We start from the raw sequence: 26502 nt of genomic DNA, 5'->3' as shown, positions 1-26502 counted from the left end.
GGCGAGGACCGGGAACAGCATGACGGTCATGTTCGCTCTGTGGACGCCGTCCTGCTCACCCCGCGCGTGGGGAAGGAACGGCATGGACACGGCCAGCACGGCAGCGCAGACCAGGGCCAGCGGGTGGCTGAGCACGGCCAGCAGCAGTGTGGCGCTAAGCTGTTGAACCCGGCACGGGTGTCGTTCCACATGGCCATGCGCATGGCACCGACGACGGACATCGCGAACAGGGTCATGGCGAGGATCAGCGGGAAGTTGGTCAGGGCGATGAAGGCGAACAGCGGGCTGGCGGCAATGGTGAGAAGACAGGCGGTGGTGACCGAGACGGCGACGCTCTCCCGCCACAGGGCGGCCAGAAGATAGTGCAGGAGCCGCCCGGCGAGCAGGCAGCCCAGCACCGCAAGGATGACGTACGCATGATCATGCGGCAGCAGCGTGACCAGGACTCGAGGGATCAGGCTTACTAGGCTGGGTCAGGCCGCCCTCATCGACGGCGGCGTGCACCTCGGCGACCAGCTGCTGGTTGATGGTGCCCATGGTCAGCTTGTGGGGGTTCAGGAGCAGCACGGCAAGCAGCAGCGGTGAGGCCAAGGCCAGATCGATGGCTCGGTTCCGCCAGAAGAGCCGCGGGGTCCGCTTCGGGACGATGCGACGGTCGGCGGGGGCGCTGGTGCTCCGCTCGGGGGCTTCAGCTGACATGGTTGGCCTCCTGCGCGGGCTCAGCGTCCGCGTGGGTCTCCTGGGTCAGCCCGTGGGCTGTCTTCTCCCAGTAGTGCGGGCGTGTGAGCAGCTGCCACAGCGCCTTGTAGGACGCGATGGAATGCAGCACCCAGTAGAGCGGGTTGAGCAGCGCCCACGGGACCATGGTGAAGGTGCCGCGCCGGTAGGGGCCCATCATCGTCAGGTGCACCATCAGCGCTGAGCCGACGAAGAAGTTAACCATGCCCAGCCCCAGCAGCCACACCGGCAGGTCCAGCAGGCCGATCAGCTCCGGGAAGAGCACGGCCACGGCGGTCACGGCCATGAACGGCAGCACCAGGAGGAAAGTGGCGGGGTGCCGCCGATGAGCAGCAGGAAGGAGAAGAACGCGACGGGGCCCACTTCCTTCATCAGGGCTGCCGGGCGTCGCGCGTGGACGAGCACGGTCTGCATGTAGCCCTTGATCCACCGGCTGCGCTGGCGAATGAAGTTCGGCACCGAGGTGTTGGCCTCCTCCATGGTGGTGGAGCTGATCACTCCCACCCGGTACCCCAGGGCGGAGGCGCGGATCCCGAGGTCGGCGTCCTCGGTGACGTTGTGCGGGTCCCAGCCGCCGAGCTCCCGCAGGGCGGAGGTGCGGAAGTGGTTCGACGTGCCGCCCAGCGGGATGGGCAGCCCCGCGGCGTCCAGGCCCGGGAGCATGTAGTAGAACCAGTAGTTGTACTCCAGGGTGAACATGCGGGTCAGCATGTTTTCGCGGGCGTTGAAGTAGTTCAGGGCGGCCTGGAGCACCACGGTGCTGCTGTCGGCCTGGCGGAAGGCCGCGACGGCCTTCTTCAGCTGGTCCGGCTCGGGGTGTCTTCGGCGTCGTAGATCACGAGGAACTCGCCGCGGGCGAAGCGCAGGCCCACGTTGCATGCCCGCGGCTTGGTGCGGGGCATGCCGTCGGGCACCGTCATGATGTGGAAGTGGGCCGCGGGTTGGATTCCAGCACCGCGTTGCGGGTGGCGTCATCCTCCGCCTCCACGAGGATGAAGACTTCGAGCTTGTCCTGCGGGTAGTCGATGCCGCCGAGGTTGCGCACCAGCTGCGCGACGATGTTCTCCTCGCGGTAGACAGGCACCAGCACCGTGTACATCGGCAGGTCCTCGTCGGGGATCTCCGGCGGCTCGGGGGCGCTGACGAAGCTGGTGATGTCGTGGTCGGCGCCGCGTGTGGCCACCCTGAACTTGAAGAGGGTGGAGCCGAGGAAGACGACGCTTACTGCTGCGATGAGCGCTCCCATCGTGATGGAGGGCCACAGGATCAGGCACACCAGCACAGTGATCACCGTCAGGGTCAGCCCGATCACCTGAGCGCGGGTGAAGACCGTCCGGGCGGAGGCCACCGGGTTCGCCCGGTGCAGCGCCATGGCCGCATCGTCTGCGATCTCCTCGCCGAAGGCCTCCAGGAGCAGCGACGTCAGCTCGTCCGGGGCACTTCGTGCACGTGGATGCGCTCGCCGTCCTCGGTGTGGAGCGCGTGGAGACGGCGTCGCGTCATCGAGGAGGTCGCGGCGATGTGCCGGACGCCCTCAGAGTCCCCGGGCGCGGAATGCGCTTCGCGATGGAGCAGGGGGATCCATTGCTGATGGATCAGGGCATCGAGGCCCAACTGCTGCGCATAGGCACGGTCGACGGCGGCCGGGGTGACACCCTCGGCCGGGGCAGGACGCTCCACTCAGAATTCCTCACCATCTCGGGCGCCCACGCGCCCGCACGGCACTCATACGTCGAATGCGGCTTAGAAGCTCGACACGCAAGGCCTTTGTGAGGAAGGGACCATCGTGTCGGCACACTTAGGACTTTGCAATTCTATACCCCTGGGTCTATTTGACGTGGTGCACTACCATCGAATGGGAATATGTAATGATGCCCACTGTGAACAGGATTTCAGGTCATGATCGATGAGGCGCGCCGACAGGCGGCGCTCGACTCGCTGAACGTTCTCTACACCCCGCCGGATGAGCGGGTGGACAGGATCACCCGGCTGGCCCAGGAGATCTTCGGAGTGCCGATGGTCAGCGTGAATCTGATCGACAGGGACCGGCAGTGGAGCAAATCCTCGGTCGGCTTGGACGTCACGAACGTCCCCGCGAGGAGGCCTTCTGCAGCACGACCATCTACCACTCCGACTCCCTCATCATTGAGGATCTGCAGCAGAACGGCCCCTTCAGCCAGAGCCAGTACGTGACCGGTGACCCGAACCTGCGCTTCTATGCCGGGCACCCCTGGAGGCTCCGGGCGGAGAGCACGTCGGAGCCCTGTGCCTGCTGGACACCAAGCCGCGGCGCCTCAGCGAGGATGACCGGACACTGTTCCGGGACCTTGCCCGCTGGGTTCAGACAGAGCTTGCCCACAAGCAGGAGCTGGACCATGCCGCTGTGGTGCAGCGGGCCCTCTCCCCGCCCAGCTGCCCCAGCCCGCTGGCTTCACCGTCACGGTAAGCTCCGCGTTTACTGGGAGCGTGGCAGGCGACTTCTATGATGTGGCTCTGCGCCAGGGTCAGCTTCGAGTCACTCTTGCGGATGTGATGGGCAAGGGCATCGGTGCCGGGATCGTCGCCTCAGCCATTCGCGCATCGATGCGCACCGCCCCGGACCGTTCGCTGCTGGCCACGGTCTCGGAGATCGACGAGCTGCTGGAGCAGGACATCGGGGAGCTCAACATGTTCGCCACCCTCTTCTGCGCCGACGTCGACACCACCACCGGCACTGTCAGCTATGTCGACGGCGGGCACAGCCTGAGCTTCATCCGTCGCGCGGACGGCAGCTGGAAGCACTTGGACTCCACCGGGCTGCCCTCGCCATGCGCATGGGGATCCGCATCACGTGGGCACGGTGCATCTGGAACCCGGGGATGCGCTGATGATCTGCAGCGACGGTGTGCTGGACCTGTTGGATCTGGATGATCCTTTCGGGCAGGTCGATGCGGTCCTCACCGAGTTCGGCGTCGACGGAGCGGTCGAGGAGACGCTGCGGCTGACCGAACGCATGAAGGCGCCCGACGACGTCACGGTCGCCGTCGTGCGGCGGGACGCCTGAGCAGGGCACAAGGACCCTCGCAGGTCTGAACGACGACGCCGCAGCTTACTCACGGGCCGATGATGGTGGTGGCCCGGGGCTCTCTGCCAGGCGACGGGCCACTCGAGTGATGTCATCGGCGGTGACGGCGTCGATCTCGGCGAGCGAGTCGGAGATGTCGACGAACTCCCCGCGCACCAGCTCAGCCTTTCCGAGCCGCTGCATCCGTGAGGCGGTGTCCTCCATGCCGAGCACCGTGCCTCCGCGCAGCTGGCCCTTGGCGCGTGTGAGCTCCTCGGAGGTGACCGGCTGGGAGGCGATCCGCTCCAGCTGCTCCATCATCACCTGGGTGACGGTGTCGACCTTCTCCGGCATGCACCCTGCGTAGAGGCCGTAGTAGCTAAGCGTCGGTGTAGGGCGCGGAGAAGCTGTAGGTGTTGTAGGCGAGTCCGCGCCGCTCACGGACCTCCTGGAACAGCCGCGACGACATCCCTCCCCGAGGATGGCGTGCATCAGCGACAGGGCGAAGCGGTCCTCGTCTCCGGCGGCGGGCCCGCGGCCGCCGATGATCACCTGTGACTGCTCGATGCTCTTGCGGTGCTTGACCACTCCTTCGTCCACCGGGATGGTCTGCACGTCCCCACTCGGCGGGCTGCGGGCTCTCCGCGGCCGCTGACGTCCCAGTCGCTGGCCTCGAGCGCCTGGGCGACCATGCTGACCAGCTCGTCGTGGTCGACGCCCCCGGCGGCGGTGATGACCAGCTCCTCGGGCCGGTACCAGCGCCTGTAGTGGTCGATGACGTCGTCGCGGGATGCGGCGAGGATCGCTTCGGTGGTGCCGCCGATGGGTAACCCAGCGGGTGCCCGGAGAGCACCTGCTCGGAGAAGCGCTCGTGGACCACGTCGGTGGGGTCGTCCTCGTCCATGGCGAGCTCTTCGAGGATCACGCCCCGCTCGGTCTCCATCTCGTCAGGGTCGATGACCGCGGAGGTGACCAGGTCGGTGAGGACCTCTGCGGCCATGGGAAGGTCGGTGTCCAGCACCCGGGCGTAGTAGCAGGTGGATTCTTTGCCGGTCATAGCGTTGGACTCCCCGCCGACGGTGTCGAAGGCTGCGGCGATGTCCAGGGCGGACCGGGTGCGGGTGCCTTTGAACAGCAGGTGCTCGAGGAAGTGGGTGGAGCCGTACTGGTGATCGGCCTCGTCCCGGGATCCTACGGCGATCCAGTAGCCGATGGTCACGCTGCGCACGCCAGGCATCTGCTCGGTGAGCACCCTGACCCCGGAGGGCAGAACAGTGCGGCGGACGGTGGAGTAAGCGTCGTCGTTGAGCACGCCTTCGGTGGTGGGGTGAATGGTGATTCGCATAGTGCCTCCAAGCTACCCGGATGTAATGCGGGGTGAGTTAGGGTATCCGTGATAAATATTCGCTCATTGTCAGGCCCTGAGGGAGGATGCAGCTATTCGCCGAGTCCTCCCGTATGCCCTAGGAATCATGGTCCTGGGAGCCCGCATGATCTACGCGGTGCTGAAGCTGCTGCCCACGCAGCGCAAAGTGGTGCTGATGACCAGGGATCTGCGCCAGATTCGGGTGGACTTCGCACTGCTGAAGGATTCCATCAGGCGGAATCACCCGGATTATGAGATCAAGGTGATCAAGCACAAGAAGCTTTCCATGGGGTACCTGTTCGCCGCGGTGCGGGAGATGTACCACCTGGCCACCTGCCGGGGCATCCTGGTGGACGGCTACATCATCCCGGTCAGCGTGCTCAATCATCGCAAGGGCCTGCCTGTGGGGCAGATCTGGCACGCGATGGGCGGGTTCAAGAACTTCGCCTACCTGGTGGCGGGCACCCTGAGGGCCCGGACCCGGCGGTGGCGAAGGTGATGCGGATGCATGCGAACTACACGTTCATGTGCGCGGTAGGCACGGTGCCCGCTGAGGTGTTCGCCAAGGCCTTTCAGATTGCGCCGGAGTCGGTGCAGCCCTTCGGCATGGCCCGGGTGGACTACCTGCTGGATGACGAGGGCAGCCAGAAGCGTCGGGAGCGGATCCTCAGGCGACACCCGGAGCTGGCCGAGGGACGCACTGTGCTGTACACGCCCACATCCCGGCTGAAGCGCGGCCTGCCCTATGAGGAGCTGGCTGAGCAGTTCCGCGGCACGGACACCAACTTGGTCATCATCCCGCACCCGGTGGACAAGACTCCGGTGCCCGACGACGGCAGCACCGTCAGCGGCGCCGAGTTCGGCATCATGGACTGGCTCTCGGTGGCCGATGTGATCATCTCCGACTATTCGGCGGTGGTGTACGAGGCTGCGCTGAAGGACATTCCGACGATCTTCTGGGCCTACGACCTGGAGGAGTTCCGGAACACGCGCGGCTTCCCGCTGGACTACGAGGCGGAATCGCCGGGGCCGATCGTCGCCACCGCGGAGGAGGCGGCCAACACGGCGATGCGGCTCAAGCACCTGGACTACAGCCGGTGGCGGGCCCGTCACCTGAACTTCGTCACCGGGCCCTCCGGTGAGCTGCCCGAGGAGGGCCCTGGCTGCGCCGACCGGATCGTGCGGGCCCTGAACCTCAGCTAGGCCTTCACGGGGCCTGAGCGGCCCCTGACGCGCGTCTGGCCTACAGCCAGGCGCGCAGCTGGCCTACAGCAGAGGCTGGCCCTCAGCTTGCGAATGGGCCTGCCAGTCGGCTCAGCCGGAGCCGTAGGTGTAGTGGCCGATGTCTGAGATCTCGAATCCGACGGCGGGGTTGAGTGCGCTGTAGCAGCTCACCCGGTCGTCCAGGGAGGCGCACTCGATGAAGCCGTCGGTGCCGATCTCGTCGTGCGGCATCGTCTCCCGATCGCCCGCGTCACCAACGTGGCTGTCGCAGTCCATCTCGGCGCCGTTGACAGTCATGGAGTAGGTGGTGCCCTCATTGCCGTCGCAGCCGTCGGTGTACTGGTGGTCATAGACGGTGCAGCTGACACCGTCGGAGAAGTCGCAGGCGATGTTGCCGTCGGGGGTGACGAAGCCGCTGACGGTCTGGGCTCCGCGGTCTCCGATGCCTCGGTCGACCCAGTCGTAGCTGAGCTCGTTGAGCATCTGGTGGTCGGGGCCTCGGCCCGGAGCTCACCGACGGTCATCCCGGCGTGCTCGGCGTCGCATGAGTCCTGCAGCCCGGCCAGGGACTCCTGCGCGGTGCTGACGTCTTCGTCGGTCATGCCGTCGCCCTCGGGGCGGCGCTGATCCATGCGGCGAAGGTCTCGGCGTCCTCCTGGGCCTCACAGTTGGTGTCCTCGGGCAGGGAGGCTACGGCTGCCTGCGCCTCGAGGACCTGGTCCTCCTCAGGTTCGGCGTCGTCCTCCTCCGGCGGGGTGGGCTCACCGTCGTCCTCGTCCTCGGCGGGGTCTTGGACGGGCTGCTCCTCGGCCGGTGGGGCTGGCTCGTCGGCGACGGGGTCTTCGTCGCCGGTGAGCAGCGCGAAGGCTGCGACGATGCCCAGTCCGACTACTGCGATGAGGCCGATCACTGCCGCCACGGGAACCATGGAGCGCCGCCGTCTGGCAGCCGACGGCCGGTATCCGGGGTCTGGTGGGGTGCAGGCGGGATGGCTGCGGGCTGCGCGGCCACTGCGGGGTAGGCCTGAGTGGAGGTGTCGTCGTAGTCGGCAGCGGGCTCGCTGGGGACTACGGGCGCTGAGGCGACCTCCTCGGCCGGGACAGAATGTGCTGGCTCCGACTGGGCTGGCGCGGGCGGCGCTGCCTCAGGCTGGGCCGGCGTGCGCTGCACGGGCTCCGGCTCCGGCGGCATGGCAGCAGGGGCCGTGTACGCGGCCGGCTGCGGTGTGGGCGGCTCCTCGTAGGTACTCGTCCTGGACGGGCTGCGCCTGGTAAGCTGCGGGGTAGGGCGCGTAATCCTGGTAGCCCGGCTCGGTGTAGGCGGGCAGTCGGCGGGAGGTGTCGAACATGCCGGCGAGCGGGTCTGTGGCGGCCCGGCCGGAGTTGATGCCGCTGCGGCCGCGCATGGCGATGGCCGAGTCGATCTCTGGATCTCCGAGGGAGGCGAGCGCGTCGATGAGCTCCTGGTAGGTGCCTGGGTTGGCTGCGACGGCAGGCCTGAGCTCCGGGTAGTTCTCAGCGATCCAGTGGAGAACATCCCAGTCGGTGTCCGGATGGCTGGCGAGTGCCTCGAGCTCGGCAGCGTCGTCCTGGGGCGATGTCATGACTCCCCAGCTTACGGCGCTTCAGTGCCGGGAACCAATCAGTGCTGGTCGGCGTACTGCTCGAACGTGCCCTCGCGCATGGCCTCGCCGGCTTCGTCGAAGGCGTCGTAGTCGGCGACGACGATGGACTCTGAGCCTGCGGTGCCGATGCCGTTGTTGGGGAGGGTGAAACTGGTGATGTCCCCGGCGCGGACGCTGCGCATGTCCCAGCCGAGGTCTGCGATGTACCCGGATTCGGAGAGCTCGGAGTCCACGGTCATGTGGGGGTGAAGCCGGTGACCATGTCGTGGACCCGGGCCGGGTTGAGAGGTTCTGGGGCGTGAGGACGCCGCTGAGAACGCCTTCCATGAAGGCTTGGTGGTTGGCCACTCGGGTGTAGTCGCCGTCGCTGAAGGCTTGGCGCTCGCGCACAAAGCTCAGCGCCTCGGAGGAGCTGAGCTCCTGGGAGTAGCTTCGAAGTGGTAGCCATCCTGGGAGGTGAAGCTCTGGGGCGAGTTCACAGTGACCCCGTCCTTGGCCTCCACGAGGCCCTGGAAGCCTTCCATATCGACGGCGGCGACGTGGTCGATCGGCACGCCGATGAGGTTCTCCAGGGTGGCGACGGCGGTCTCGGGCCCGTCGTAGCTCAGGGAGGCGTTGATCTTGGCCTCGCTCTGGTAGGCGATGGGCACCCAGGTGTCGCGCATGATGGACATGATCTGCACGGATTCGCGGTCGTGGGGACGTGGACCCACATGATGCTGTCGGCGCGGGCGGCGTCGGGCAGCCAGGGGACGTTCTCGTCCTCGCCGGAGCCGCCTCCTGCGTCGGAGCCCAGCAGCAGGATGTTCAGCTGCTCGGACTCTGAGCCGTCGTCGGCGGTGGGGCCTCGGGCCGGTCTGCGTCGGGAAGGTCTGGTCCTCGGGGAGGACGTTGACGGACTCTTCGTAGTTGGAGCTCAGGGAGCCGAGGTACAGGGCGACGGCTGCCGCTCCGCCGACCACCACCAGGGCTGCCAGGGAGAGGGTGACGAGCAGGACTCGTCTGCCGAGGGAGCTCTTCTTCCGTCCCCTTTCCTCGGGGGCGGGGTGCTGTCCAAAAGGTGATCCGTCACGGCCCCAGAGTACGGCAGGGGTCAAAGGATCACAGCATCATCACGACCTGGTGTGAACGGCACCTTCGTGGTGCTGAACGGTCACTGCCGCATGGCCCGGTTGGGCGAGAGCGCGGCCAGGGGTCCGCTCTCGAGTAACCGAGGTATTCGTCTTCGCTGAGGCTGAGGACCTCGGCGGCGGTGCCGTGGGCGGTGATGGTCCCGGCGCGGAGGAGGCGCTGGACGAACCGGAACTCGTAGCCGAGGTCGTGCATCATCACCAGGTCGTTCAGGGCCGAGTGGCGCCCGAAGGTGTTCTCCTGGTGCCGGTATCCGGCGGTGAAGGTGCCGGTCCCGGCGTAGAAGTCGGCGTGGAAGAGGCCGATCTCGGCGGGGGCGAACTGCAGCAGGTCGTAGAGGATGCGCTGGATGCCCAGGGGGCGCCGCGGAAGTAGAGGCCGTATTCGAACCGGGCGAAGCGCAGCCAGTCAGGGGCCTGCCGCCCTTCGGCGGAGAGGACGGTGTGCATCAGCGGCCGGGCCACGGCCAGCTTCACGCCGCTGGTGGGGATGGTGTCGGCGAGCTGGTCCCAGTCGGCGGTGAGGTCTTTGGTCTGGAAATAGGCGATGTCGGTGCGTTCGCCGACTTTTCCGGCCCTGCCTCGGAGGGTCTGGGGCTTGTACTGGGTGCGCACGACGATGTCGTAGTCCTCGATGGCCGCTCCGAGGGCGTCGGAGGCCGCGGCGGGCCCAACGACGGCGACGCGCTTGCCGTGGATGAGCTGGTGCATGGTCTCGTCGCCGGGGAGGGTGAGCTCTGCGCGTCGGCGGGCCGCGTGGGCGACGAGGTGGGAGGGGTCGCCGGTGTAGAGGGCGGCGTCGGCGCGCAGCTTTTCGGCGGCGATGCCGCGCGTACGGTGCCGGTGTCCAGGGGCGGGCGGGTGGCGGTGCGCAGCAGGCGGGCGTCCTGGTCCAGGTGGGCGTAGGCGCCGAGGAGGTGCTTGAGCCAGAGGGGGATTCCAACGGGATGCCGCGCAGTTCGCGGACCCTGTTCTCGGCCATAGCCGCGCGCAGGCTCTGGGCGGCCCGGAATTCGCCGAGAAACTGGAGACGCGCGGTGATGGTTTCGATGAGCAACTGGTGCAGCCGGATGACGCGGGGGCGGTACTGCTCCAGCAGGGGCTTGGCCCGGCGCAGCGCTTCGGCGGGCGGCTGCGGCTGGAAGAGCTGGTTGATGGGGACCCAGAAGAGGGAGTCGGCGCCGAGGAGTCCGCGCTTGGGCTTGAGCGCGGAGGCGGCCTCCCATACGCGCTGCCAGTCCAGGTCGGTGCGTCCGGTGGTGCTGAGGATGCCTTCGTAGGCGCGGAGGTCCTGCGGGTTCTTCTCGAAGGCGGCTTCGTAGAGCTGAAGGGCGCGGGTGAAGTCTGCGTTGTAGGGTAAGCGGGCCTCAGCGGCGGCGGCGAGCAGGTTGCCGACGGTGGGCTGGGCTTCGGCGCGGTCCAGGAGCTCCTGGTAGCTGACGTGTTCCGTTCGGGGGCCAGGGATGAGTCCGCAGACGGCGTCGAAGATCACGTCGGTGTGGTCGACGGGTGGTGCCGGCAGCGCCTCGCGCAGCATGCCGGCGAGGAGCCCGCGGTAGGACCCGCTGGCTTCGGCTTCCCTGCGGCGACCGTGCCGGGCTCTACAGCGTCGGCGACGGTGCTGATCGCTTTGGCGACCGGGGTGAGGAGTAGCCCGCCGGACGGCTCCCTTGAGCACGGCGGCGCCTGCGATCTTTCCGCGCAGCCCGTGCAGTGACACAGCCATGGTCTTTCTCCTATCGCAGGGCGCTTCCGGTTTCGAGAGCGCGGACATATTGATCTGGGGTGAGGCTGAGGACCTCGGCGGTGCGCCCGTGGGCGGTGAGGAGGTAAGCCTGCTGCAGCCGCTGCAGGAAGGTGAAGTCGAATCGCAGGTCGTGGTTGACGATGAGGTCGTTCATGGCGGATCCGGGGCCGAAGACGGTGTCCTTGTCCTCCCGGTATCCGACGGCGAAGGCGTCGGTGCCGGTGTAGAGGTCGGTGTTGAACACGGCGATCTCGGCGGGCTCGAACTGGGCGAGGTCGTAGACCATGCGGGGATGCCGAGCAGTGCGCCGTGGTGGGAGAGCGCGAACTCCTGCCGGTAGAACCGCAGCCAGGGCTGCTGGGCCGCGCCGTGGCGGCTGATGCTGCTGGGCCGGGCCACGGCGAGCTGCAGCTGACCGGCGTCTACGGCCTCCTGCATGGCGGTCACGGAGGCGTGGATGTCGTGGTCGTTGAGGTAGACGATGTCGGTGCGGCTGCCTTGGGCGTCCTGGTGCTGCTGGACGAACTCGGGGGCGAACCGGGGCCGGACGATGACGTCGTAGCTGTCGATGAGCTCCCGAGTCGGTCTCCGGTGTCGACGGGGCCGACGATGGCCACGCGTTTCCCGGCGACGAGCTGCTCGGCGGCCCCTTCGGCCTGCATGGGCTGCTGGGCGCGGGCGGCGCAGGAGTATTCGAGGTAGGGGCCGGTGCTGCCGCGCAGCAGGTGCACGTCGGCGGCGAGCTTGCGCAGCTGCTGGGCGGCCAGGGGGCTCTGAGGCTTCCAGGGCATGGGGTCGATGAGGGCGAGGGCCTCGTCGAGGCGGTCGAGGTAGACCTCGGCGGCGAGGAGCTTCTGCCGGTGGTAGGCGTGGCCTGCGGAGACGCTGCCGAGCCATTCGCGGGTGCGTTCGGCGAGCTGGCGGCGCAGCCGGAAGTAAGCGGTGAGGTGCCCGGCGAACTGCAGCCGGTAGGTGATGAGCGCGGTGGTGGGCCAGGAGAGTAGGCCGCGCGCTCCCCGGTGGCTTCCAGACGGGCTACGGCGCTGTGTGCGCGTGCGGGTGTGATGGGCGCTTCGGTGAAGAGGTCGGCGAACTCTGCGGTGAGGCGGCTGCGCCGTCGGCTGCCGGTTCCGGGCAGGCGCAGCCCCGGGAGCGTTCGTAGAGCAGGGCGCTGCGCCAGAGGCGGGGCCAGTCGTGGCTGGTGCGGCAGCCGAGGGTGACGACGGCTCGGAAGACCTGCCCGTCGCGGGGTTGAGCTGCAGGGAGCTCTCGTAGGCGCTGAGGGCGTCGTCGAGGCGTTGGATCTGCGGCTTGCGGTACCGCTGGCCGAGGTCTTTGTACCCGGCGGCGGTGGGCCTGGCGGCGACGGCCTCTTCGAGGAGGGCGAGGCCGTGATCCTGGTCGCCGTGGGCGAATTCGAGGTCGCCCTGCTCGCGGAGCACGGCGGGGTGCCCGGGCGCCAGCTCGGCGGCGGCTCGTAGGGCTTCGCGGGCTTCGTCGACCTGGGGCTCTCCGCCGGGCCGCAGTCCCAGGACGGGGTCGCGGGTGAGGCCCTTTTGCTGGCGCGCTGCAGGGAGCGGGCCAGGGCGAGGTGCCGACGGGGTCGTGGGGTCGAGTGCGGCGGCGCGCTGGCGCATGGCCAGGGCTGCTTCGAATTCGCCGAGCTTCATGTAGCGCACGGCCATGCGTTCGAGCTGGTCGGCGTCGGTCGCGGAGGCGAGGTCGAGCTGGTCCAGCACCTGTTGGGCGCCGCGCGGGTTGGCTTCGAACAGCACAGTGGCGGCTTGGGCGTGTAGACGTCGCAGGGCGGGGTCCTTGCCCGCGAATTCGGCTTGGGCGGGGTGGGCACGGCCCGCGCGGAGGCGATGACGGCGCGCGCCAGGCTTACTCGGCACCGGGTATGCGTCCGAGGACGCGCACGGTGCGCCGTACTTACTTCTGCGCCCATCACGAGTGTCTTCAGCATCACTGCTGAGTTTACTGCCAGGTACGGACGGTCATGACAGTGCAGAATGGCACGCGATGATTCTTTTTCCGTCTCTGCGTCAGGTCTCCCGTGCCCGTGATGAGCTGCGGCGTCGGCGGGCGCTGCGCTCCCGTGTCCGCAGCGCTGTGAAGGCGGTCTCGGGGACGAGCCTCTGGTGACGGTGGGCGTCACCGCGCACAACGAGGGTGAGCGCATCACCCGCTGCCTGGAGAGCATCCTGGAGCAGTCGTTGGGGGCTGGCCACATCGAGGTGATTGTGGTGGACGACGGCTCGTCGGACGGCACCGCGGACACGGCTGAGGCCTTCGCGGATTCGGTAAGCTGGGCAGGCTTTGAGGTGCATCGCCAAGGCAATACGGGCACGCCGTCGCGGGGCCGGAACCTGATCATGGAGCGGGCTCGCGGCGAGTTCGTGTTTCTGGCGGACGGGGATGACTATCTGGGCCCGCAGGCGCTGGAGGCGATGACGAGGGAGGCCGCGGTGCGGGATGCCCAGGTGGTCACGGGCCACTATGTGGGGGTGAACCGTCCGGCGCCGAACATCCGGGACGCGCAGGGCACTCGTGTGCACGAGTATCACTCGGGCTGGCTGAACAGCCTGCATGTGCAGAAGCTGTTCCGCACGGAGTTCCTGAGGTCGCTGCCGTACCGGTTCAATGAGCAGCTGATCTACTGCAACGATCACCCGTTCATGGTGGCGGCGTTCCTGTATGCGCAGCGGACGTCGCGGGTGGACGACGTGGACTGCTACTTCATCACCTTGGAGGCCGATGACCCCTCGGAGGTGCAGCGCACGGTCTCACGGGGCAATATCTCTCGGGCGGAGATCACGGCGGTGCAGCAGCTGCGGTTCCTCCATGATGTGTTCGGGCTGCTGGCGCTGGCCAGGGGCGGCGCCGGAGATGTGGGCAAGCTGGCGGGGCGGATGCGGGTCCATTATTGGAACCGGTTCCTGAAGAATCAGCTGCCCGCCCTGATTCTGCGCAAGCAGGAGCCGTCTCTCGCACTGGAGCTGGCCCAGCACGCCCGGTACATGACGGTGCTGTATGGGGTGCAGGCGTCCACGTCAGGCCTGACGGAGGAGGCACTGATGATGCTTGAGGCGCTGGGCAGCGATGACGCCCACACCGTCCAGGGTGCGGCCCTGGAGGTCCGCGAGCGCGCCCGGGCTAAGGCCGACGGGGCCTCCGCCTGATGCGCATCTCCTCGCCTGACCCGATACCTCGAGCTGAACGCGACTTTCTGCTGCAGCACACTGACGCGACGGAGACAGATTTCGCGCCTGAGAGGCTTCGCGAGAACCGGGTCGAGGTCATGGCCAGCACTGAGCTTCTTGACGCACAGGCAATTGAGTCGGCCTTGACCACCAAGGAGGTGGCCAAGCGTCTCGGGGTCTCGGACGGGGCGATTCGGCAGCGCCTGAAGCAGGGCAAGCTGTATGCAGCCGGCACCGACAGCTCAGGGCGGCAGCATCTTTTCCCAATGTGGCAGTTCTCCGACCAGGGGCTCTTCCCCACCTTGAGAAGGTCGTCAGCGCCCTTCCGGACGACTACCACCCGGCAGATGTCGAACACTTCATGACCACCCCGCGCCACGAGCTCGGCGATCGCTCTGCTTCTGAGTGGCTGAGCGGGGGCGGCGAACCCGGCACCCTCGTGCAGTTCGCCGAGGCCCTGACCTGGCGATGATGGTCGCACGTCGCAAGAATCCTCGGGCGCCTGCGCTCCAGACGACCGCTCGCTTCGGGTGGCCTGCAGTCACATTCGCAGGCTAGGGGTGTCAGGCGAGCCCGAGCTCGTGGAGCCTGGCGGTGACGAGCGGGACGTCGTCGGGGCGGTCGACGGGCATGGAGTCCTCTGACATTTCGAGAACGTCGACGGGCAGCCCGAGTTCGAGGAACCGCATCACCTCGTTGTCCTCGATCTCCTCCAGCGGGGTCTTCTTCCCCGGGGCGGCGAAAGCCTGGAGGACCTCCAGCGGGTAGGCGTAGACGCACACCTGCCGGTAGCCGACCTGGAATTCGCCGCTGTGGCCGTGGGGCACCGGGGCCCGGCCGATGTAGATGAGCTGCCTGTTCTGGCCGAAGAGCAGCTTGATGTACTTCGAGTCCTTCCACTGCTCCTCGGTCATCTCGCAGTAGCCGATGTAGGTGCGGGTGCGGTCGGCGCGGGCGGCCTCAATGATGATGCGCAGGTCTTCGGGGTTGAAGACGGGCTCGTCGCCTTGGACGTTGATGTAGGTCTTGGCGGGGATGCGCGCGGCCACTTCGGCGACGCGGTCGCCGCCGGTGGGGTGGTCATCGCGGGTCATCTCGTAGCGCACGTTGTGCTCCCGGCATGCTTCGGCGATGCGCTCGTCATCGGTGGCGACGACGACGTGGTCCCGGTCGACGACCTCGAAGCAGCGTTCGGCGGTGCGGATGATCATGGGCCTGCTTAGCGAGGTCCACCAGGGGTTTGCCGGGCAGGCGGGAGGATCGGTAACGGGCAGGGATGATGACGAGTTCGTCGAGCATGGTGAGTTGTCCCTCGGGTCGGAGTGCGCGCCTGTGATCGACGCCAGTATGCCAGCAGATGGGACTGCCGCTGAGCCCGACAGATCCGGTGTAATACGCTCGAATCGAAACGGCTGACGAGTTGATGTCAACGGAATGAGCGGATTGATGACCATGACGGATGAAGCACGTCGGCTGGCGGCGCTCGATTCCATGAACGTTCTCGATACACCCCGGATGAGCGGGTGGACAGGATCACCCGTCTGGCTCAGGAGCTCTTCGGGGTGCCGATGGTCAGTGTGAATCTGATCGACCGCGACCGCCAGTGGAGCAAGTCCTCGATCGGTTTGGACATCACGGACGTCCCCGTGAGGACGCGTTCTGCAGCACCACCATTCACCACACCGATTCGCTGATCATTGAGGATCTGCAGCAGGACGGCCCCTTTGTGGAGAGCCAGTACGTCACCGGTGATCCGAACCTCCGCTTCTATGCGGGGCACCCGTTGGAGGCTCCGGGCGGCGAGCATGTGGGGGCCCTGTGTCTGCTGGACACCAAGCCGCGGCATCTCAGCGGCGAGGATCGGAAGCTGCTCCAGGATCTCGCCCGCTGGGTGCAGATAGAGCTTGCCCATAAACAGGAGCTCGATCATGCCGCGGTGGTGCAGCGGGCCCTCTCCCCGGTGAGCTGCCTCAGCCTGCCCGCTTCACTGTCACGGCGGGCTCCGCGCCCGCGGGGAGCGTGGCGGGTGACTTCTATGATGTGTCGCTGTCTCAGGGTCAGCTGCGGGTCACGCTTGCGGATGTGATGGGCAAGGGCATCGGTGCGGGATCGTCGCCTCAGCCATTCGCGCCTCGATGCGCACCGCCCCGGAGCGGTCGCTGCTGACGACCGTCGCCGAGGTGGATTCGCTGCTGGAGGAGGATGTCGGGGATCTCAACATGTTCGCCACCCTCTTCTGCGCGGATATCGACACCACCACCGGGACCATCAGCTATGTGGACGGCGGGCACAGTCTGAGCTTCATCCGCGGTGCTGACGGCACGTGGAAGCATCTCGGTTCCACCGGGCTGCCCTTGGCGCTGAGCATGGGTGAGCCTCATCAGGTCGGCACGGCATATCTGGAGCCCGGTGAGGCGCTGATGACGTGCAGCGACGGCCTGCTGGATCTGTTGGATCTGGATGACCCGTTGGGTCAGATCGATGGAATCCTTGCCGAGTGCGGCGTGGACGGGGCGGTAGAGGAGACGATGAAGCGGGTCGAACGTGCGAAGGCACCCGATGACGTCACGGTCATCGTGGTCCGGCGGTACGCGTAGCCCGATAGAAGCTCGGGCATTTCGGCACTGAGACGACGGCGGTCCGCCGCTCGTTCCTTATGGAAGAAAGCTGGCCGGTCACTCTGGCCACTACGCAATGATTCTCTTCAAAAATGAAATAGATGGTCCGCTCTGCCGCATTTGTGCTGCGGCTGAGCAGAGGGCCAGCAAGAAACAGTTTCAGGCATCCTGCCTTGTGAGGTCAGGGTTCCGCGCCTCAGAAGGCGCTGACATGCGGAATCACATCGCTGTAAATATCCAGCCTTCGGTCAGGCGAGGGCATCCGCGTGGAGGCCTTACACAGGCGGGCGTGAGACGTTAAAATGAAACGAAAGTTCAAAGAGGAGCTTTCATCTATCTGTAAGGCAGGAAACTGTGCAACAGAGCTCTCGTCTCCCTCAGCAGCTTCAACCTCCCAATATGACGAGCCTCCTCGGCGCGAGCATGCCGAGAGCGCCTCCGTGACGGCGTGCGAGCTGGCCTCGCCGATCAGTCATACGCTGTGGATGACTCAGTCGTTGTCGGAAGCAGCGTCGAAGCTTGCGGACGGCAGCGAGGCGGTGGTGGTGCTGAATTTTTCCTCCCAGCCCATCGGTGTGATCACCGAGGCGGACTTGAAGGCCGTTGCTGCCCGTGAGCCGCAGTCATGGACGTGGAAGCGGTCGGCCTGCCTCGTTCCAGAATTGCGCAGGTGGGTCCGGCCTGATGCTTCTCTGGAGGACATCCTCGCGTGGTATCAGCGGGAGCAGGTGTGGCCGTTGCTGGTCTTCGATGGTCAGCGGGCCGGAGGGATCATTTACCCCAGCACCGTGTTCCAGTGGTGCGCTGAGCATGACCCGGAGGCGTGGGAATCTCTCGACCAGGGCACCGAGGCGGCGTCAGAGTCTTAGGACGCCCACTCCCCGCCCGCCCGCACAGAGACGCTCATCGTATGGACGCACGAAGCATGTGGTTGAGCATGGGGACGCTGCACCGGCGTGGCTGGCCGTATGCCGGATATTGAAACTCAGTGATGTCCGCCCCGGGCAGCACGGCGGTCACTCTCCCAGCTTCCGCGGAGTCGAGTGATGGAGCGACAATGTCAACGGCCGCGGCGGCTAACCCAGGGAATGCCCAAGTCGCGCTGACCGCGAGGGCTCCCAGTTCTGAAGCCATTGTGTCCAGAACGTCCACGCTGATGCTTCCGCCTTTATGCTCCTCCGTTCCGCGCGTAAGCTGCTGGATCTCTCCTGGGGCAAGGAGAGTTTCTCGATCTACCCCGACTCGAGCCAGGTCCGCCTCCTTCAGTCTGGGGATGCGGGCCTTCAAGTAGGCGCATTCCTTGCGCCTGCTCACTTCGCGGTCGAGCAGATCCCCACCGTGGACTCTCCGTCTCCGACCACGTGGAACGGAACACGCACTACTGCGGCCACGGCTTCCTCCCCAACGACGTAAATTCGTATCGTCAAGCCTGGCATATAGTCCTCGATCGCCACCTGTCGCTCGCTCGGGAGCGGTCAGCGACTGCTTCGTCAGCGTGTCGCCAAGCTTCCTCGAACTCCGCCCCTGGGCGCACTGCAACGCTGATGCCGCGTTTTGCTTGGGGCGAAGCGGGGCGCAGAGTGACGGGCCCAGGACGCTCGGCGACGTAGCGATCGGCCAAGCCCTTCTGCGATGCATGGAATGCTCGTCCATCGAGCATCGGAAGTTCCGCTGCTTGCAGATGGTGGCGGGCTGCCACGGGAGACTCTGCTGCTTTTCGAGCGAGGTAGCTCACTAGCGTGGTGTATTGCCCGTCGATACCTCCAACGATCGTTCCCGAACGTTCAAGAACGAAGCTCGAGACCACCTTCTTCACCGCAAGCCTTCTGAGGTGTTTTGCATCTTTGGCGATCATCTCGCGATGTCCAAGGAGTTCGCGCTCTTCCCAATAATTGGCCTGAGCAGCCTCACCCAATAGCGCCTGTGAGATGAAACGTGTCACCGCGTTGTTCTGAAATGTGGACCGGGATGACGGAGGCTGGGGACGTCGGTGGGCGCCGAAGTATCTGGCATGAGTCCTACAATACTCGTCGAGCTCCCACAGCTATCGCGCGGTTCATTGCAGAAAGATTAGAACCCCACATCCTCGGGTCAGCGTGACGAGGCCTGAGTACCGTCTGCAAGGCGTGCGATATCGTCTTCGAGCTGAAAGCGCTGACTCTCGAGCGTGGCTAGGAGCCTGCGCTCGGCGGCTTCAATCCTGTCCTGTGTGGATTCCAACGTCTTGAAGCGTTCTGCTGTGCGGTTATCCACGCGCCGGGTCGAAGCATGCACCATCTTGGTCAAAGAGTAGATCTCACGGACCCTAGAGCGCACCAATTGCGAGGATCTGGTCATCGCGGCGAGGCTGAAAGCCACAAAGAGAACGAACAGCCCGAAACTGCCCAGCGCTGCCAAAGCTGCGATGCGCCAGGCTTCTAGAAGCACTGATACGGCGGACGCCGCTATACCGAAAGCTATGACCGCCAAGAAAACCAGTTGATTCTTCGATATCCCCTTCACGATGCGGAAACCTCCTGTGGCTGGTCCGATGCCGCTGCGATCAGTTCGCTGATGAGTTCAAGGAAACCTCCGCGATGCTGCTGTTGGGCGAAGGCTACGCCAAGGCGGGACTGGCGCGCATACGCTTCGTCATCATCCACATACCGCCGGAGAAGTTCTTGTACACCGTCCGGCTCAGAGTACAGGGCCGCGTCACCATAGACGGGCCTATAGTCAGGAGGAGTACTGGGATGCAGCCTGCCGCCATTGCCTCAAGGATAGGAAGCTCCTCGGCGCGCACTCCGGATCTCTGCGGATAGTGCACGTAGAAGTCGATCGAACGATAGAAGGTCTTCCGCGAGAGATCGCCTTCCTGGAAGTTGACCCATGCTGCAAGCAATCGTTTGGAGTTGAGCGCTTGGAGCACGTAATTGGGACTTCCGTACAGCCGGACATCCGCGCTCATATCGGTAGGCCAAACCCTGAAGATATTGTCCTCCCCTTGCAGCCACGCGGCGGTGGTGTCACCCGTCCAGCGGCCCAAGACCGGACGCGAGCCCCTGGGCCCCGACGCCGCGCCTCCCACCGTCTTGGGTCGAAGCCCGTAACGAAGTCGTCGGTGGAAATCTCTTCCTCTGGAAGACATTGGTCAAGAGCGACTCTGACATCGTCACCCTCGGGACACCAGACAGGTCTGACACCGAAGAACTCAGCGGCGTGCTCAGCGCAGTCTTCCGGAACGTACCGTATGTTGTAGAACTCACTATCGACTGGTGTCTCATTGCCGATGACCGCAAGTTCCCGAGGCTTCCACAGGCTCTTTCCCTTGGGCATGAACTGCAGCAGCGCTGCTTGCCGGAGGACCACGAGCTCGACATTGTAGTAGTCCTCGTCCGCGAGTACGTGGGTGACCTTGCCCGAAGTGATCATCTGCTGAAACTGCATCGAGAAGGTACGAGCATATTCGGAGAGATGTCGTGCGTTCTCGAGGTGGAACAGGCCGACGCGAAACCCGGCGGCTACGAGCTGCTCGATCTCCTCTGCGGCCGCAGCCTGCGTCTCACCGGTTTCGCACCAGTCAGCAGCGTAGACGACGTCCAGATTCTCTCGCTCCTGTGGGGGCAGAGTGAATCGATAAGGCACGGGATCGGGTTCGCACTAGAAGCCTCGGCTCGGAGATCGCGAGGGTCGGATGAACGGTGCCAGGTCTTGTAAGCGCTCCAGAAGGCTCGTCGCGCCGGGTGCTGCCATCCGGGACGAAAATCGGCCCTCGAGAGAGACTCAGGCAGGATCCTCATGAAGATCAGGGGTTCTTGGATGGCGTAGACCGGGCTGCCGCTGTATGCCGAAACCCGGTCGCGCAGTTCGTTGTCGGCAGCCTTACGAGCCGTGAGGTAGCCGCCCACTTCCCGCAGGATCCGGGTTCGAACCATGAGAGTCGGCGCGCTCGGTATGAAGGGGTGTAACCCCGCCTAACGCGCACCAGATCTTCAGTCATATTCACCGTGTAGACCTGGTTGCCGGGGCGGCGAGGGTTGCGCAGCAAGTGGTTGACCTGTGTTTCGAGGCGCTGCGGGTGAGACCAATCATCTGCGTCCTGACCCGTGACGAACTCTCCGCGAGCTCGCGCGATCCCCACGTTTCGAGCCACGTACGTGCCACCGTTCGTATCCAGTCGCAAGACCTGCAGACGAGGGTCTAGGGCCTCAAGCTCGTCAAGAACAGGGCCGTACTCCTCAGGCGAGGCGTCGTCCACGATGAGCAGTTCGAGGTTCCGCCAGCTCTGCGCCAGGATAGACCGCGCCGACTGCAGGATGTCCTCTCGCGGCGGCTTGAAGCTGGTCATAATGACTGTCACCAAGGGACCCTCCGGCTGAGGACCCTGCACCGGGGGCGCCGTAAGACGGTTGAAAGGGACCTGTTCTCCGGCCTCAAGACGGACCGGCAATAAATCGTTGCGGGTGAACTGCCGGTTGAACCGTTCCAGCCAGTTGTCATAGGCACCGGGACCGAGGTCGTCGCGCACGAACGGGCTCCGGGCGTCCGTCGGCAGATAGCTAAAGAAGTGGGTCTTTATATCTCCCCGTGAGTTCGCCAAGCTCTCCAGGTCCGAGAAGCGCTGCTGCTCAAAGTAAAGGTCAGCGAGGAGCTTGTTGTACCGGCGCGCCTCGCCTAGACGCACTAACTCCGGGGTCACGAGCTCGAGCGCCCTGGTCGCGAATGCGAGATCGTCTGGCTGCACAGGATTGAGCGCGACCGCATGTGCCAGTCTTCCCAGGGGAGCGGATCCACTGAGTAGGCGCTCAACCGATTGCTGAGCAGACAGGTCTTGAGCTCACTGAAGCTCAGGTTTCCATAAACGGCGGCATAGGACAGCAGTTCACGCATATGGAGCGACTCGCTGCGCAGAGCCGTCCGCTCAAGCGCCAGGCCTTGTGAACTGGCCTGTTTCAAATACTGGTCGAAGAGCCGACCACGGAGCAGATACTGATCAGCCCGCACGCCGCGCCTCCAGTATGTTGAGAAGAAGCTCAGTGACCCGTTCCCAATCCAGGTCATAGGGCACGTTGTTCGCTTCTTTTTCGCGGACGGTTTCGTGTTTGGGCTCGCCGACCATGGTGGCTACATTCGGACCCTGCATGTGTATCTCTTCGTAACGCCCCAAGCCGCTGTGATGCACGACGCCGGGCAGCTCAAGGATGCGTGAGGCCAACATCGAGCCCGTTCCGTAGCGGGAAACGAATGCGTCAGCGTCGCCCAGGCGTCTCAGCTTGTCGGATGGGCTCGCACCGACCAAAGCTTCTGTGCCCGAGGAAATACCCTCAAGGCGGCGCCTGACTGCCCCAAAGCGCCTCCTCTCACCCCGGAGCCGGTCCAGATCGTTCGGACGTGGCGTGTGGGGCAGAGTCCACCCGTCAAGGAGCACGTAAACGTCCGCACCCATCCGATGGGCGACGCGTTGAACGATCCTCGGAATATCCTCGCGAAGCGTCCTCCACGTCCCCTTCTCATTGGAGATGTCAAAAGCCAAGGTGATGTCCGGGCTCTCCGCTCCACCGCGGCCTCTGGTGAGGCTGCGCAGGTTGGACGCTCTGACCATGTGGTCAAACCGTTTGATTGCTTCCTGCTGAGCAGGCTCCTGCGCTCCGGAGTAGCCGATTTTGAAGTGGAACTTCTTTGGAGCTGGGCAGAGTGGTTCAAGTACTCGGCGTTCGAGGTGTACGACGTGTAGTCCGGATACAGCACATTCAGCGGCAGATAGTCGCCACCCTGGAGCTGGATCAGATCCACGGCCCTCTTGTGTTCGTTCTCCTTCTCCCACGAAGCGTCAATGTCGTTGAACGCCGGAAGGACATCATAGAAGTAGTGGTAAGGCCTATGGTGCGCCAGTATGAAGCCAGCGAAATGGTGCACACTCTTGCGTCGGCGCTTGGCCAGATCTACCGCTCCGAAGAGCTCTGCTACGTGACTGTCCTGAAGGCGAAAGCTGACGACTAGGTCTCGGGCTGGGAAGTAGAACGCGTCGAGGGAGGAAAGCCGCTGGATGATGTATACCGGCTCAGTTCCGTCGTCAATAGCGAGGGCCTGATACAGGTTTTCCTGGTTGAATGAGTCATAACAGTTTGCGGCAACGCCGGTCAGTGGGTGACGAAACGGCCGTTTCTCACCATTCACGCAGCGAGTCGCCATTTCACGAATCTCCTGGTCACGGTGAGACCTGGTGGCGTAACGCTCGAGCTGAGAGATTTCAGGCGCGCTGAAGTATCTCCCCAACCGCGTCGCATCCCACTCCCAAAGCTTCAGCACTTTCGGAGGTCTTTGTTTGGGGCTCATGCTCTCCCCGCGGCAGCCAGCGCGGCTTCCACCTTGACGACGTCTTCGGGAACGTCCACGGCGAGGCTTCCGGGTTGAGTCTCCACCATGCGAATCGTCTTGCCGAGCTCTAGGAAGCGCAGAATCTCGATGTCTTCGCTGTGCTCCAGTGTGCTCTTACGACCGAACTCTCGGAAGGCGGCAAGCTCTTCACGGGTGAATGCATAGATGCAGACTTGCTTCTTGTACCTGGCAGGCGCATTCTCCTGGTCCTTGTAACCGGGCAACGCCACTCGGGACATGTACACCATCTCGTCACGTTCGTTGGAGATGACCTTCGGGATATTGACGCTGTGTGGATCCTCGTCTCCGCTGATCCAGGCGTAGCCGTTGATGATGTCGTCCATATGACTCATCTTGGCGTCCCGAACCTTAATGATGTCCTCGGGGAACGCGAGGGGTTCGTCACCCTGCACGTTGATGAAAATGTCCGCGTCGATCTTCACGGCGGCTTCGGCAAGGCGGTCAGTTCCGGTGAGGTTGTCACCAGTCATTACAGCGTTGAACCCGGCGTCCTCGACCTGACTAGCAATGCGCTCATCCTCAGTGGCTACATACACATTGTCAGCGCCGAGGGCTTTGGCAGAAAGCTCTGCCACCCAGAGCACCATGGGCTTGCCAAGCAGAGGTACTAGAGGCTTGCCGGGGTATCGGCTGGACCCGTATCGAGCGGGGATCATGGCAACGCTTCGCACTTACTACCTCTTAGGTTCGCTGAAAGTATTCTGCAGAGACTGGATCCCAGTTCAGAGGGCGTACACGGACTCTGTATGTATGCCGTACTGGGTCGGGGTGATCGCAGTCAGCGGCAGGGAGTCCGTGTGGGATTGATAGGACTCCATCAGGCTCTGCATCTCCTGATCTCGCGGGTCACCTGCACCGTACCCGTCGAAGCCTGCAAGGAATACACGCTGGGCTCGACCCGATGCTGCGGCGGCCAGCGCGTAGTTTACCACTAATGAGCTCGGCATGATGCAGTAGCGGTCGCCGAACTCCACCCGTCCCGCATCTACGACGAGGCCGAAGTCGAAGACGTTCTGGCCCTCCAGCGTCTGCCGAACCTCATCAGGAAGCATGGATAGTGGGGCAATGAGCGGCTGTGGCAGTGCTGCGTGCTTGGCACCGTCGGCCAGCAGCCGTACTGGGTGGGACGCTACACGCAGGTCGATCAGGTCCGGTGAAACGCCCATCTGCGTGTTCAGTGCCACGACAACCGGCTTGTGGTTGCGAATAAACGTTTCGATGGCGTGCTGATGCTTGCCCACGGCCGGACCTGCTCCCAGGAGCAGCACGTCCCGGTCCTCGAAGACCTCTGCCGGGCTCCACGTTCCCTGAGGTTCCTTGCCATAGAAGTGACGCGCGTGCTCCAACGTGGTGGCGTTGTACTTCTTTCCGCCTTCACGCCGGAGGTGGTCAATGACCGAGAGAACGTCCTCTTCGTCGTACCGCGAATCGGCGAGCATCGTTTGAATGTAGGTGGGGTGAATTCCGTACTTGCTTAGCGAGGTAATAGTAGGAGTTGGTTCCCCAACCGTAATGCTCCTGGAGGGGTTTAAAATGGTTTCGAATGAGGGCCATAAGCGGCACCAAGTTCAACTCCTGGCCGCGACGGGCAGCCACTTCGATGGCGACTTCTTCGGTCCGGGCGTTACCGGGACCGCGTCCCATTCCCGTCATAGTGGAGTCCACCCAGGTGACGCCTTCATCGAGCGCGCGAAGCACATTGGAGAGTGCGAGGCCCATGTTCTCGTGGGTATGGATGCCCATGGGTCCATCCCATTCGGTCCGCATCCATTGGATGATCTGCGCGGCCTGCTCGGGGGTCATAGAGCCGAAGCTGTCGGCGAAGTAGAGCACGTCCATCGGGTACTTGGCCGCTTGCCGAGCGAGATGCTTGATCTCGTCTTCGTTGCGATCCGCCACCTGCATCAGATTGAAGCCGACCTTGTAGCCCTTGTCTTTGAGCCACGTGACGGCGGGCAGCGCCTTCTCAAATTCGTGCACGTGGCTCGCAATGCGAACGAGCCCCACAGGGGATTCCTTCTCCTCCGCGGGAAGAGCCGCTCTAGCACTTCGTGCTGCGCCACCTCTCCGACGAGTTCGGCGGCGTTCACCATGACCCCGACGGTGAGGCCTTCCGGCAGCGGCAATCCTCGGAGGTAGTCGTCTGTTGTGTACGACGCCGCCCCTGCAAAGCCCGTCTTCTTCAACGAACGGAACCCCAACTCAATTACATCAACGCCGCTGTCGTTCATAGCGTCCAAATAATCCAGGACGGTGCTCTCGGGGAAGTCCCACGCGTTGTAGTACCCGCCGTCGCGGAAGGTGCAGTCCAAAAGATCACGGTGGAGCCAATCTGAATGTGTAGAAGTCTGATCCTGCACCTTGGAGAGTACTACAGGGTCAGCGGCTCTCGTCCTGTAAAGCCGCCGGTGAGCTCAACAACTTTGATCACCCCATCGATGCTGGGGTGCGCTGCCGCGGAGCTTTCGATGTGCTGGCGCTGGATGTAGCGGTCACTTTTGCTGGGTTCAGTGAGCACGTAGGGCTCCAGTGGCGTGGAACATGGAGTTCGTTCATACCGTTAGCCGTGGTCTCCGCAGGCTCTCGCTTGGCGGCTTTAGCGCGCGTCTCCCACAGAAAGACGTGTGCAATGTGGTCGCCAGTAGCTACGGTTTCCAGTCGTTCCGGAAGATCATCGGCAAACCCGTGGACGTCCTCTTGGTCATACTCCGAAACCCACACGACGTCATGATTACTGTTCTGGTCGAACTCCCTGGGCTTCGCGAGGATCACATTGGGTCCTAGCCCGACCAGCCCGTTCTCGACCTGTTGCCTCAATCGCTTGATCCATACGGAGTCCCCGTGAGAACTGTGTCGCGGGGATAGCGGATCACCGGGCGAGTGACTACATCCAGGATTTCCTGGAAGAGGGTAATCATTGGCGTGCTGGGCTGATCCACGACGCGGCGCAGCAGTTCCAGGCCCACCCAAGAGGGGTGGAGGGAATCATCACTGTAGAGGAGGTGGCACTCTGACCGCAGGATGACCTCACGCATGCCGAGCACCTGATCGCCGAATTCCTGCTCCACCTCGTGCAGATTCCACACCGGGTGTTGGTAGTTGCCCGACTCTTGGTATTTACCGGCCGCACGATTCATGGCTTCGCGTCCGGCTAGTGACCAGAAAAGGAATCGACAGCTAGGGTTTCTATTCCTTATTTCGCGCAACCAAGATATGGATTCATCCCGCAGGGCACGATCGTTCTCTGGGGTGATAAGATCTCGATGTACACGTGTATCCGCCTCGTCTTCGCTACCATCAATAAGGGTTGCGTTGCCCAAGCGGAAGTCGGGGACCACGAGTAATGTAGGCACATCTTTGTTGGCGAAGTCTTCGCAAAGGAAGAAATCAGTCGCAAACTTCTGGCCCCTCTTAGCGTGCCATCTCTTGAT

The 26502-nt window shown here is 64.3% G+C and carries 45 protein-coding genes and 1 pseudogene; 14 read left to right on the top strand and 32 right to left on the bottom strand.

The genetic code is table 11. The features are described from left to right. Positions 1-26 precede the first annotated feature (26 nt). The 6 genes from K0H76_RS07140 to K0H76_RS07115 are packed head-to-tail and all read right to left on the bottom strand — an operon-like array spanning position 27 to position 2110. Positions 27-398: a hypothetical protein gene (locus tag K0H76_RS07140; protein ID WP_258934952.1), complete on the bottom strand. Its 372-nt coding sequence runs from the start codon at positions 396-398 to the stop codon at positions 27-29. A gap of 22 nt (positions 399-420) precedes the next feature. Then, positions 421-699: a hypothetical protein gene (locus tag K0H76_RS07135; RefSeq protein WP_258934951.1), complete on the bottom strand. Its 279-nt coding sequence runs from the start codon at positions 697-699 to the stop codon at positions 421-423. Continuing rightward, on the bottom strand, positions 689-1024 hold the full coding sequence (locus K0H76_RS07130) for a hypothetical protein (protein WP_258934950.1): 336 nt from the start codon (positions 1022-1024) through the stop codon (positions 689-691). The genes K0H76_RS07135 and K0H76_RS07130 overlap by 11 nt, the downstream gene beginning before the upstream one ends. Continuing rightward, positions 1015-1539 carry a glycosyltransferase gene (locus K0H76_RS07125; protein WP_258935358.1) on the bottom strand — a complete coding sequence of 175 codons (525 nt, stop codon included), beginning with the start codon at positions 1537-1539 and terminating at the stop codon, positions 1015-1017. Before K0H76_RS07125 ends, K0H76_RS07130 begins: the two co-directional genes overlap by 10 nt. Then, positions 1536-1658 (bottom strand): hypothetical protein, encoded by a 123-nt coding sequence (locus K0H76_RS07120; protein ID WP_258935530.1) that lies wholly within the window; start codon positions 1656-1658, stop codon positions 1536-1538. The genes K0H76_RS07125 and K0H76_RS07120 overlap by 4 nt, the downstream gene beginning before the upstream one ends. Next, positions 1655-2110: a hypothetical protein gene (locus tag K0H76_RS07115; RefSeq protein ID WP_258934949.1), complete on the bottom strand. Its 456-nt coding sequence runs from the start codon at positions 2108-2110 to the stop codon at positions 1655-1657. Before K0H76_RS07115 ends, K0H76_RS07120 begins: the two co-directional genes overlap by 4 nt. A gap of 77 nt (positions 2111-2187) precedes the next feature. Here K0H76_RS07115 and K0H76_RS07110 point away from each other — a divergent pair, with 77 nt between their 5' ends. Both K0H76_RS07110 and K0H76_RS07105 read left to right on the top strand, forming a co-directional pair. Further along, positions 2188-2511: a hypothetical protein gene (locus tag K0H76_RS07110; RefSeq protein ID WP_258934948.1), complete on the top strand. Its 324-nt coding sequence runs from the start codon at positions 2188-2190 to the stop codon at positions 2509-2511. 126 nt (positions 2512-2637) lie between these two features. Next, positions 2638-2931 (top strand): hypothetical protein, encoded by a 294-nt coding sequence (locus K0H76_RS07105; RefSeq protein WP_258934947.1) that lies wholly within the window; start codon positions 2638-2640, stop codon positions 2929-2931. A 22-nt stretch (positions 2932-2953) separates the two neighbouring features. On the opposite strand, the gene K0H76_RS07100 is transcribed toward K0H76_RS07105, so the two are convergent. Then, positions 2954-3115, bottom strand: a complete 162-nt coding sequence (locus K0H76_RS07100; protein WP_258934946.1) for a hypothetical protein — start codon at positions 3113-3115, stop codon at positions 2954-2956. Between the two features lie 110 nt (positions 3116-3225). Here K0H76_RS07100 and K0H76_RS07095 point away from each other — a divergent pair, with 110 nt between their 5' ends. Further along, on the top strand, positions 3226-3648 hold the full coding sequence (locus tag K0H76_RS07095) for a serine/threonine-protein phosphatase (RefSeq protein ID WP_258934945.1): 423 nt from the start codon (positions 3226-3228) through the stop codon (positions 3646-3648). Further along, the gene (locus K0H76_RS07090; protein WP_258934944.1) at positions 3605-3781 is read left to right on the top strand and encodes a hypothetical protein; all 177 of its coding nucleotides are present in this window, start codon (positions 3605-3607) and stop codon (positions 3779-3781) included. The genes K0H76_RS07095 and K0H76_RS07090 overlap by 44 nt, the downstream gene beginning before the upstream one ends. Before the next feature lie 379 nt (positions 3782-4160). On the opposite strand, the gene K0H76_RS07085 is transcribed toward K0H76_RS07090, so the two are convergent. The 3 genes and pseudogenes from K0H76_RS07085 to K0H76_RS07075 all read right to left on the bottom strand — a co-directional run. Further along, positions 4161-4250, bottom strand: coding sequence for an insulinase family protein (locus tag K0H76_RS07085; RefSeq protein WP_258935357.1), 90 nt, complete (start codon positions 4248-4250; stop codon positions 4161-4163). 79 nt (positions 4251-4329) lie between these two features. Next, complete coding sequence (locus K0H76_RS07080; protein ID WP_258935356.1) at positions 4330-4515, bottom strand: hypothetical protein; 186 nt, start codon at positions 4513-4515, stop codon at positions 4330-4332. Positions 4516-4652: 137 nt separating this feature from the next. After that, a pseudogene (locus tag K0H76_RS07075) lies at positions 4653-5018 on the bottom strand (insulinase family protein); the annotation flags it as partial. Positions 5019-5253: 235 nt separating this feature from the next. Between K0H76_RS07075 and K0H76_RS07070 the strand changes: the two are divergent. Continuing rightward, positions 5254-5646: a hypothetical protein gene (locus K0H76_RS07070; RefSeq protein WP_258934943.1), complete on the top strand. Its 393-nt coding sequence runs from the start codon at positions 5254-5256 to the stop codon at positions 5644-5646. Beyond that, complete coding sequence (locus tag K0H76_RS07065; protein ID WP_258934942.1) at positions 5646-6350, top strand: CDP-glycerol glycerophosphotransferase family protein; 705 nt, start codon at positions 5646-5648, stop codon at positions 6348-6350. Before K0H76_RS07070 ends, K0H76_RS07065 begins: the two co-directional genes overlap by 1 nt. Positions 6351-6461: 111 nt before the next feature. On the opposite strand, the gene K0H76_RS07060 is transcribed toward K0H76_RS07065, so the two are convergent. The 8 genes from K0H76_RS07060 to K0H76_RS07025 form a co-directional block, all read right to left on the bottom strand. Continuing rightward, positions 6462-6854, bottom strand: a complete 393-nt coding sequence (locus tag K0H76_RS07060; protein WP_258934941.1) for a hypothetical protein — start codon at positions 6852-6854, stop codon at positions 6462-6464. A gap of 115 nt (positions 6855-6969) precedes the next feature. Beyond that, positions 6970-7290: a hypothetical protein gene (locus tag K0H76_RS07055; RefSeq protein ID WP_258934940.1), complete on the bottom strand. Its 321-nt coding sequence runs from the start codon at positions 7288-7290 to the stop codon at positions 6970-6972. Continuing rightward, positions 7278-7541, bottom strand: coding sequence for a hypothetical protein (locus K0H76_RS07050; RefSeq protein WP_258934939.1), 264 nt, complete (start codon positions 7539-7541; stop codon positions 7278-7280). The genes K0H76_RS07055 and K0H76_RS07050 overlap by 13 nt, the downstream gene beginning before the upstream one ends. Beyond that, entirely contained in the window at positions 7516-7974 is a 459-nt protein-coding gene (locus K0H76_RS07045) for a hypothetical protein (protein WP_258934938.1), read from the bottom strand. Before K0H76_RS07045 ends, K0H76_RS07050 begins: the two co-directional genes overlap by 26 nt. A gap of 38 nt (positions 7975-8012) precedes the next feature. Then, on the bottom strand, positions 8013-8234 hold the full coding sequence (locus tag K0H76_RS07040; RefSeq protein ID WP_258934937.1) for a hypothetical protein: 222 nt from the start codon (positions 8232-8234) through the stop codon (positions 8013-8015). A 156-nt stretch (positions 8235-8390) separates the two neighbouring features. Then, complete coding sequence (locus tag K0H76_RS07035) at positions 8391-9092, bottom strand: LCP family protein (protein ID WP_258934936.1); 702 nt, start codon at positions 9090-9092, stop codon at positions 8391-8393. 4 nt (positions 9093-9096) lie between these two features. Next, positions 9097-9327, bottom strand: coding sequence for a hypothetical protein (locus K0H76_RS07030; protein ID WP_258934935.1), 231 nt, complete (start codon positions 9325-9327; stop codon positions 9097-9099). A gap of 8 nt (positions 9328-9335) precedes the next feature. After that, positions 9336-9836 carry a hypothetical protein gene (locus K0H76_RS07025; protein ID WP_258934934.1) on the bottom strand — a complete coding sequence of 167 codons (501 nt, stop codon included), beginning with the start codon at positions 9834-9836 and terminating at the stop codon, positions 9336-9338. Between K0H76_RS07025 and K0H76_RS07020 the strand changes: the two genes are divergently transcribed. The 3 genes from K0H76_RS07020 (at position 9819) to K0H76_RS07010 (ending at position 10842) form a co-directional block, all read left to right on the top strand. Next, a complete protein-coding gene (locus K0H76_RS07020) occupies positions 9819-10031 on the top strand; it encodes a hypothetical protein (protein WP_258934933.1) in 213 nt (70 codons plus the stop codon). The genes K0H76_RS07025 and K0H76_RS07020 overlap by 18 nt on opposite strands. 154 nt (positions 10032-10185) lie before the next feature. Next, positions 10186-10485, top strand: coding sequence for a hypothetical protein (locus tag K0H76_RS07015; RefSeq protein WP_258934932.1), 300 nt, complete (start codon positions 10186-10188; stop codon positions 10483-10485). Between the two features lie 81 nt (positions 10486-10566). Beyond that, entirely contained in the window at positions 10567-10842 is a 276-nt protein-coding gene (locus K0H76_RS07010) for a hypothetical protein (protein WP_258934931.1), read from the top strand. Between the two features lie 19 nt (positions 10843-10861). Here the strand turns inward: K0H76_RS07010 and K0H76_RS07005 are convergent, their stop codons facing one another. Both K0H76_RS07005 and K0H76_RS07000 read right to left on the bottom strand, forming a co-directional pair. Continuing rightward, positions 10862-11158, bottom strand: coding sequence for a hypothetical protein (locus K0H76_RS07005; RefSeq protein WP_258934930.1), 297 nt, complete (start codon positions 11156-11158; stop codon positions 10862-10864). Between the two features lie 157 nt (positions 11159-11315). Continuing rightward, on the bottom strand, positions 11316-12767 hold the full coding sequence (locus K0H76_RS07000) for a hypothetical protein (RefSeq protein WP_258934929.1): 1452 nt from the start codon (positions 12765-12767) through the stop codon (positions 11316-11318). A 246-nt stretch (positions 12768-13013) separates the two neighbouring features. On the opposite strand from K0H76_RS07000, the gene K0H76_RS06995 reads away from it, so the two are divergent. Together K0H76_RS06995 and K0H76_RS06990 are read left to right on the top strand one after the other, a co-directional pair. Continuing rightward, positions 13014-14054 carry a glycosyltransferase family 2 protein gene (locus K0H76_RS06995; protein ID WP_258934928.1) on the top strand — a complete coding sequence of 347 codons (1041 nt, stop codon included), beginning with the start codon at positions 13014-13016 and terminating at the stop codon, positions 14052-14054. Next, a complete protein-coding gene (locus K0H76_RS06990; protein ID WP_258934927.1) occupies positions 14054-14440 on the top strand; it encodes a helix-turn-helix domain-containing protein in 387 nt (128 codons plus the stop codon). The genes K0H76_RS06995 and K0H76_RS06990 overlap by 1 nt, the downstream gene beginning before the upstream one ends. Before the next feature lie 198 nt (positions 14441-14638). On the opposite strand, the gene K0H76_RS06985 is transcribed toward K0H76_RS06990, so the two are convergent. Both K0H76_RS06985 and K0H76_RS06980 read right to left on the bottom strand, forming a co-directional pair. After that, positions 14639-15286 (bottom strand): hypothetical protein, encoded by a 648-nt coding sequence (locus K0H76_RS06985; RefSeq protein WP_258934926.1) that lies wholly within the window; start codon positions 15284-15286, stop codon positions 14639-14641. Positions 15287-15621: 335 nt separating this feature from the next. After that, complete coding sequence (locus K0H76_RS06980) at positions 15622-16005, bottom strand: hypothetical protein (RefSeq protein WP_258934925.1); 384 nt, start codon at positions 16003-16005, stop codon at positions 15622-15624. A 205-nt stretch (positions 16006-16210) separates the two neighbouring features. On the opposite strand from K0H76_RS06980, the gene K0H76_RS06975 reads away from it, so the two are divergent. Then, positions 16211-16672, top strand: coding sequence for a serine/threonine-protein phosphatase (locus K0H76_RS06975; RefSeq protein WP_258934924.1), 462 nt, complete (start codon positions 16211-16213; stop codon positions 16670-16672). 461 nt (positions 16673-17133) lie between these two features. Continuing rightward, positions 17134-17562, top strand: coding sequence for a hypothetical protein (locus K0H76_RS06970; protein WP_258934923.1), 429 nt, complete (start codon positions 17134-17136; stop codon positions 17560-17562). Positions 17563-18116: 554 nt separating this feature from the next. On the opposite strand, the gene K0H76_RS06965 is transcribed toward K0H76_RS06970, so the two are convergent. From K0H76_RS06965 to K0H76_RS06955, 3 genes are all read right to left on the bottom strand, one after another. After that, a complete protein-coding gene (locus K0H76_RS06965; protein WP_258934922.1) occupies positions 18117-18635 on the bottom strand; it encodes a hypothetical protein in 519 nt (172 codons plus the stop codon). Between the two features lie 149 nt (positions 18636-18784). Then, complete coding sequence (locus K0H76_RS06960) at positions 18785-19195, bottom strand: hypothetical protein (RefSeq protein WP_258934921.1); 411 nt, start codon at positions 19193-19195, stop codon at positions 18785-18787. Positions 19196-19289: 94 nt separating this feature from the next. Continuing rightward, the gene (locus K0H76_RS06955; protein ID WP_258934920.1) at positions 19290-19760 is read right to left on the bottom strand and encodes a hypothetical protein; all 471 of its coding nucleotides are present in this window, start codon (positions 19758-19760) and stop codon (positions 19290-19292) included. Between the two features lie 59 nt (positions 19761-19819). On the opposite strand from K0H76_RS06955, the gene K0H76_RS06950 reads away from it, so the two are divergent. Beyond that, positions 19820-20389: a hypothetical protein gene (locus K0H76_RS06950; RefSeq protein ID WP_258934919.1), complete on the top strand. Its 570-nt coding sequence runs from the start codon at positions 19820-19822 to the stop codon at positions 20387-20389. An 88-nt stretch (positions 20390-20477) separates the two neighbouring features. Here the strand turns inward: K0H76_RS06950 and K0H76_RS06945 are convergent, their stop codons facing one another. The 7 genes from K0H76_RS06945 to K0H76_RS06915 all read right to left on the bottom strand — a co-directional run bounded on the left by K0H76_RS06945 (position 20478) and on the right by K0H76_RS06915 (position 26409). Next, the gene (locus tag K0H76_RS06945) at positions 20478-21416 is read right to left on the bottom strand and encodes a glycosyltransferase (RefSeq protein ID WP_258934918.1); all 939 of its coding nucleotides are present in this window, start codon (positions 21414-21416) and stop codon (positions 20478-20480) included. 249 nt (positions 21417-21665) lie between these two features. Next, positions 21666-22205, bottom strand: a complete 540-nt coding sequence (locus K0H76_RS06940) for a hypothetical protein (RefSeq protein WP_258934917.1) — start codon at positions 22203-22205, stop codon at positions 21666-21668. 799 nt (positions 22206-23004) lie between these two features. Beyond that, a complete protein-coding gene (locus K0H76_RS06935; RefSeq protein WP_258934916.1) occupies positions 23005-23727 on the bottom strand; it encodes a 3-deoxy-manno-octulosonate cytidylyltransferase in 723 nt (240 codons plus the stop codon). Between the two features lie 66 nt (positions 23728-23793). Continuing rightward, on the bottom strand, positions 23794-24510 hold the full coding sequence (locus K0H76_RS06930; RefSeq protein WP_258934915.1) for a hypothetical protein: 717 nt from the start codon (positions 24508-24510) through the stop codon (positions 23794-23796). After that, positions 24461-25078, bottom strand: coding sequence for a hypothetical protein (locus K0H76_RS06925; protein WP_258934914.1), 618 nt, complete (start codon positions 25076-25078; stop codon positions 24461-24463). The genes K0H76_RS06930 and K0H76_RS06925 overlap by 50 nt, the downstream gene beginning before the upstream one ends. Positions 25079-25442: 364 nt before the next feature. Next, positions 25443-25589 carry a hypothetical protein gene (locus K0H76_RS06920; RefSeq protein WP_258934913.1) on the bottom strand — a complete coding sequence of 49 codons (147 nt, stop codon included), beginning with the start codon at positions 25587-25589 and terminating at the stop codon, positions 25443-25445. 295 nt (positions 25590-25884) lie between these two features. After that, the gene (locus tag K0H76_RS06915; protein WP_258934912.1) at positions 25885-26409 is read right to left on the bottom strand and encodes a hypothetical protein; all 525 of its coding nucleotides are present in this window, start codon (positions 26407-26409) and stop codon (positions 25885-25887) included. Between the last annotated feature and the right edge of the window lie 93 nt (positions 26410-26502).

Source organism: Nesterenkonia pannonica, from assembly GCF_019575955.1.
In the GTDB taxonomy this organism is placed as follows: domain Bacteria; phylum Actinomycetota; class Actinomycetes; order Actinomycetales; family Micrococcaceae; genus Nesterenkonia; species Nesterenkonia pannonica.
Note: the sequence above shows the minus strand (reverse complement) of the source record. Positions and strands in the feature narration are given on the sequence as shown.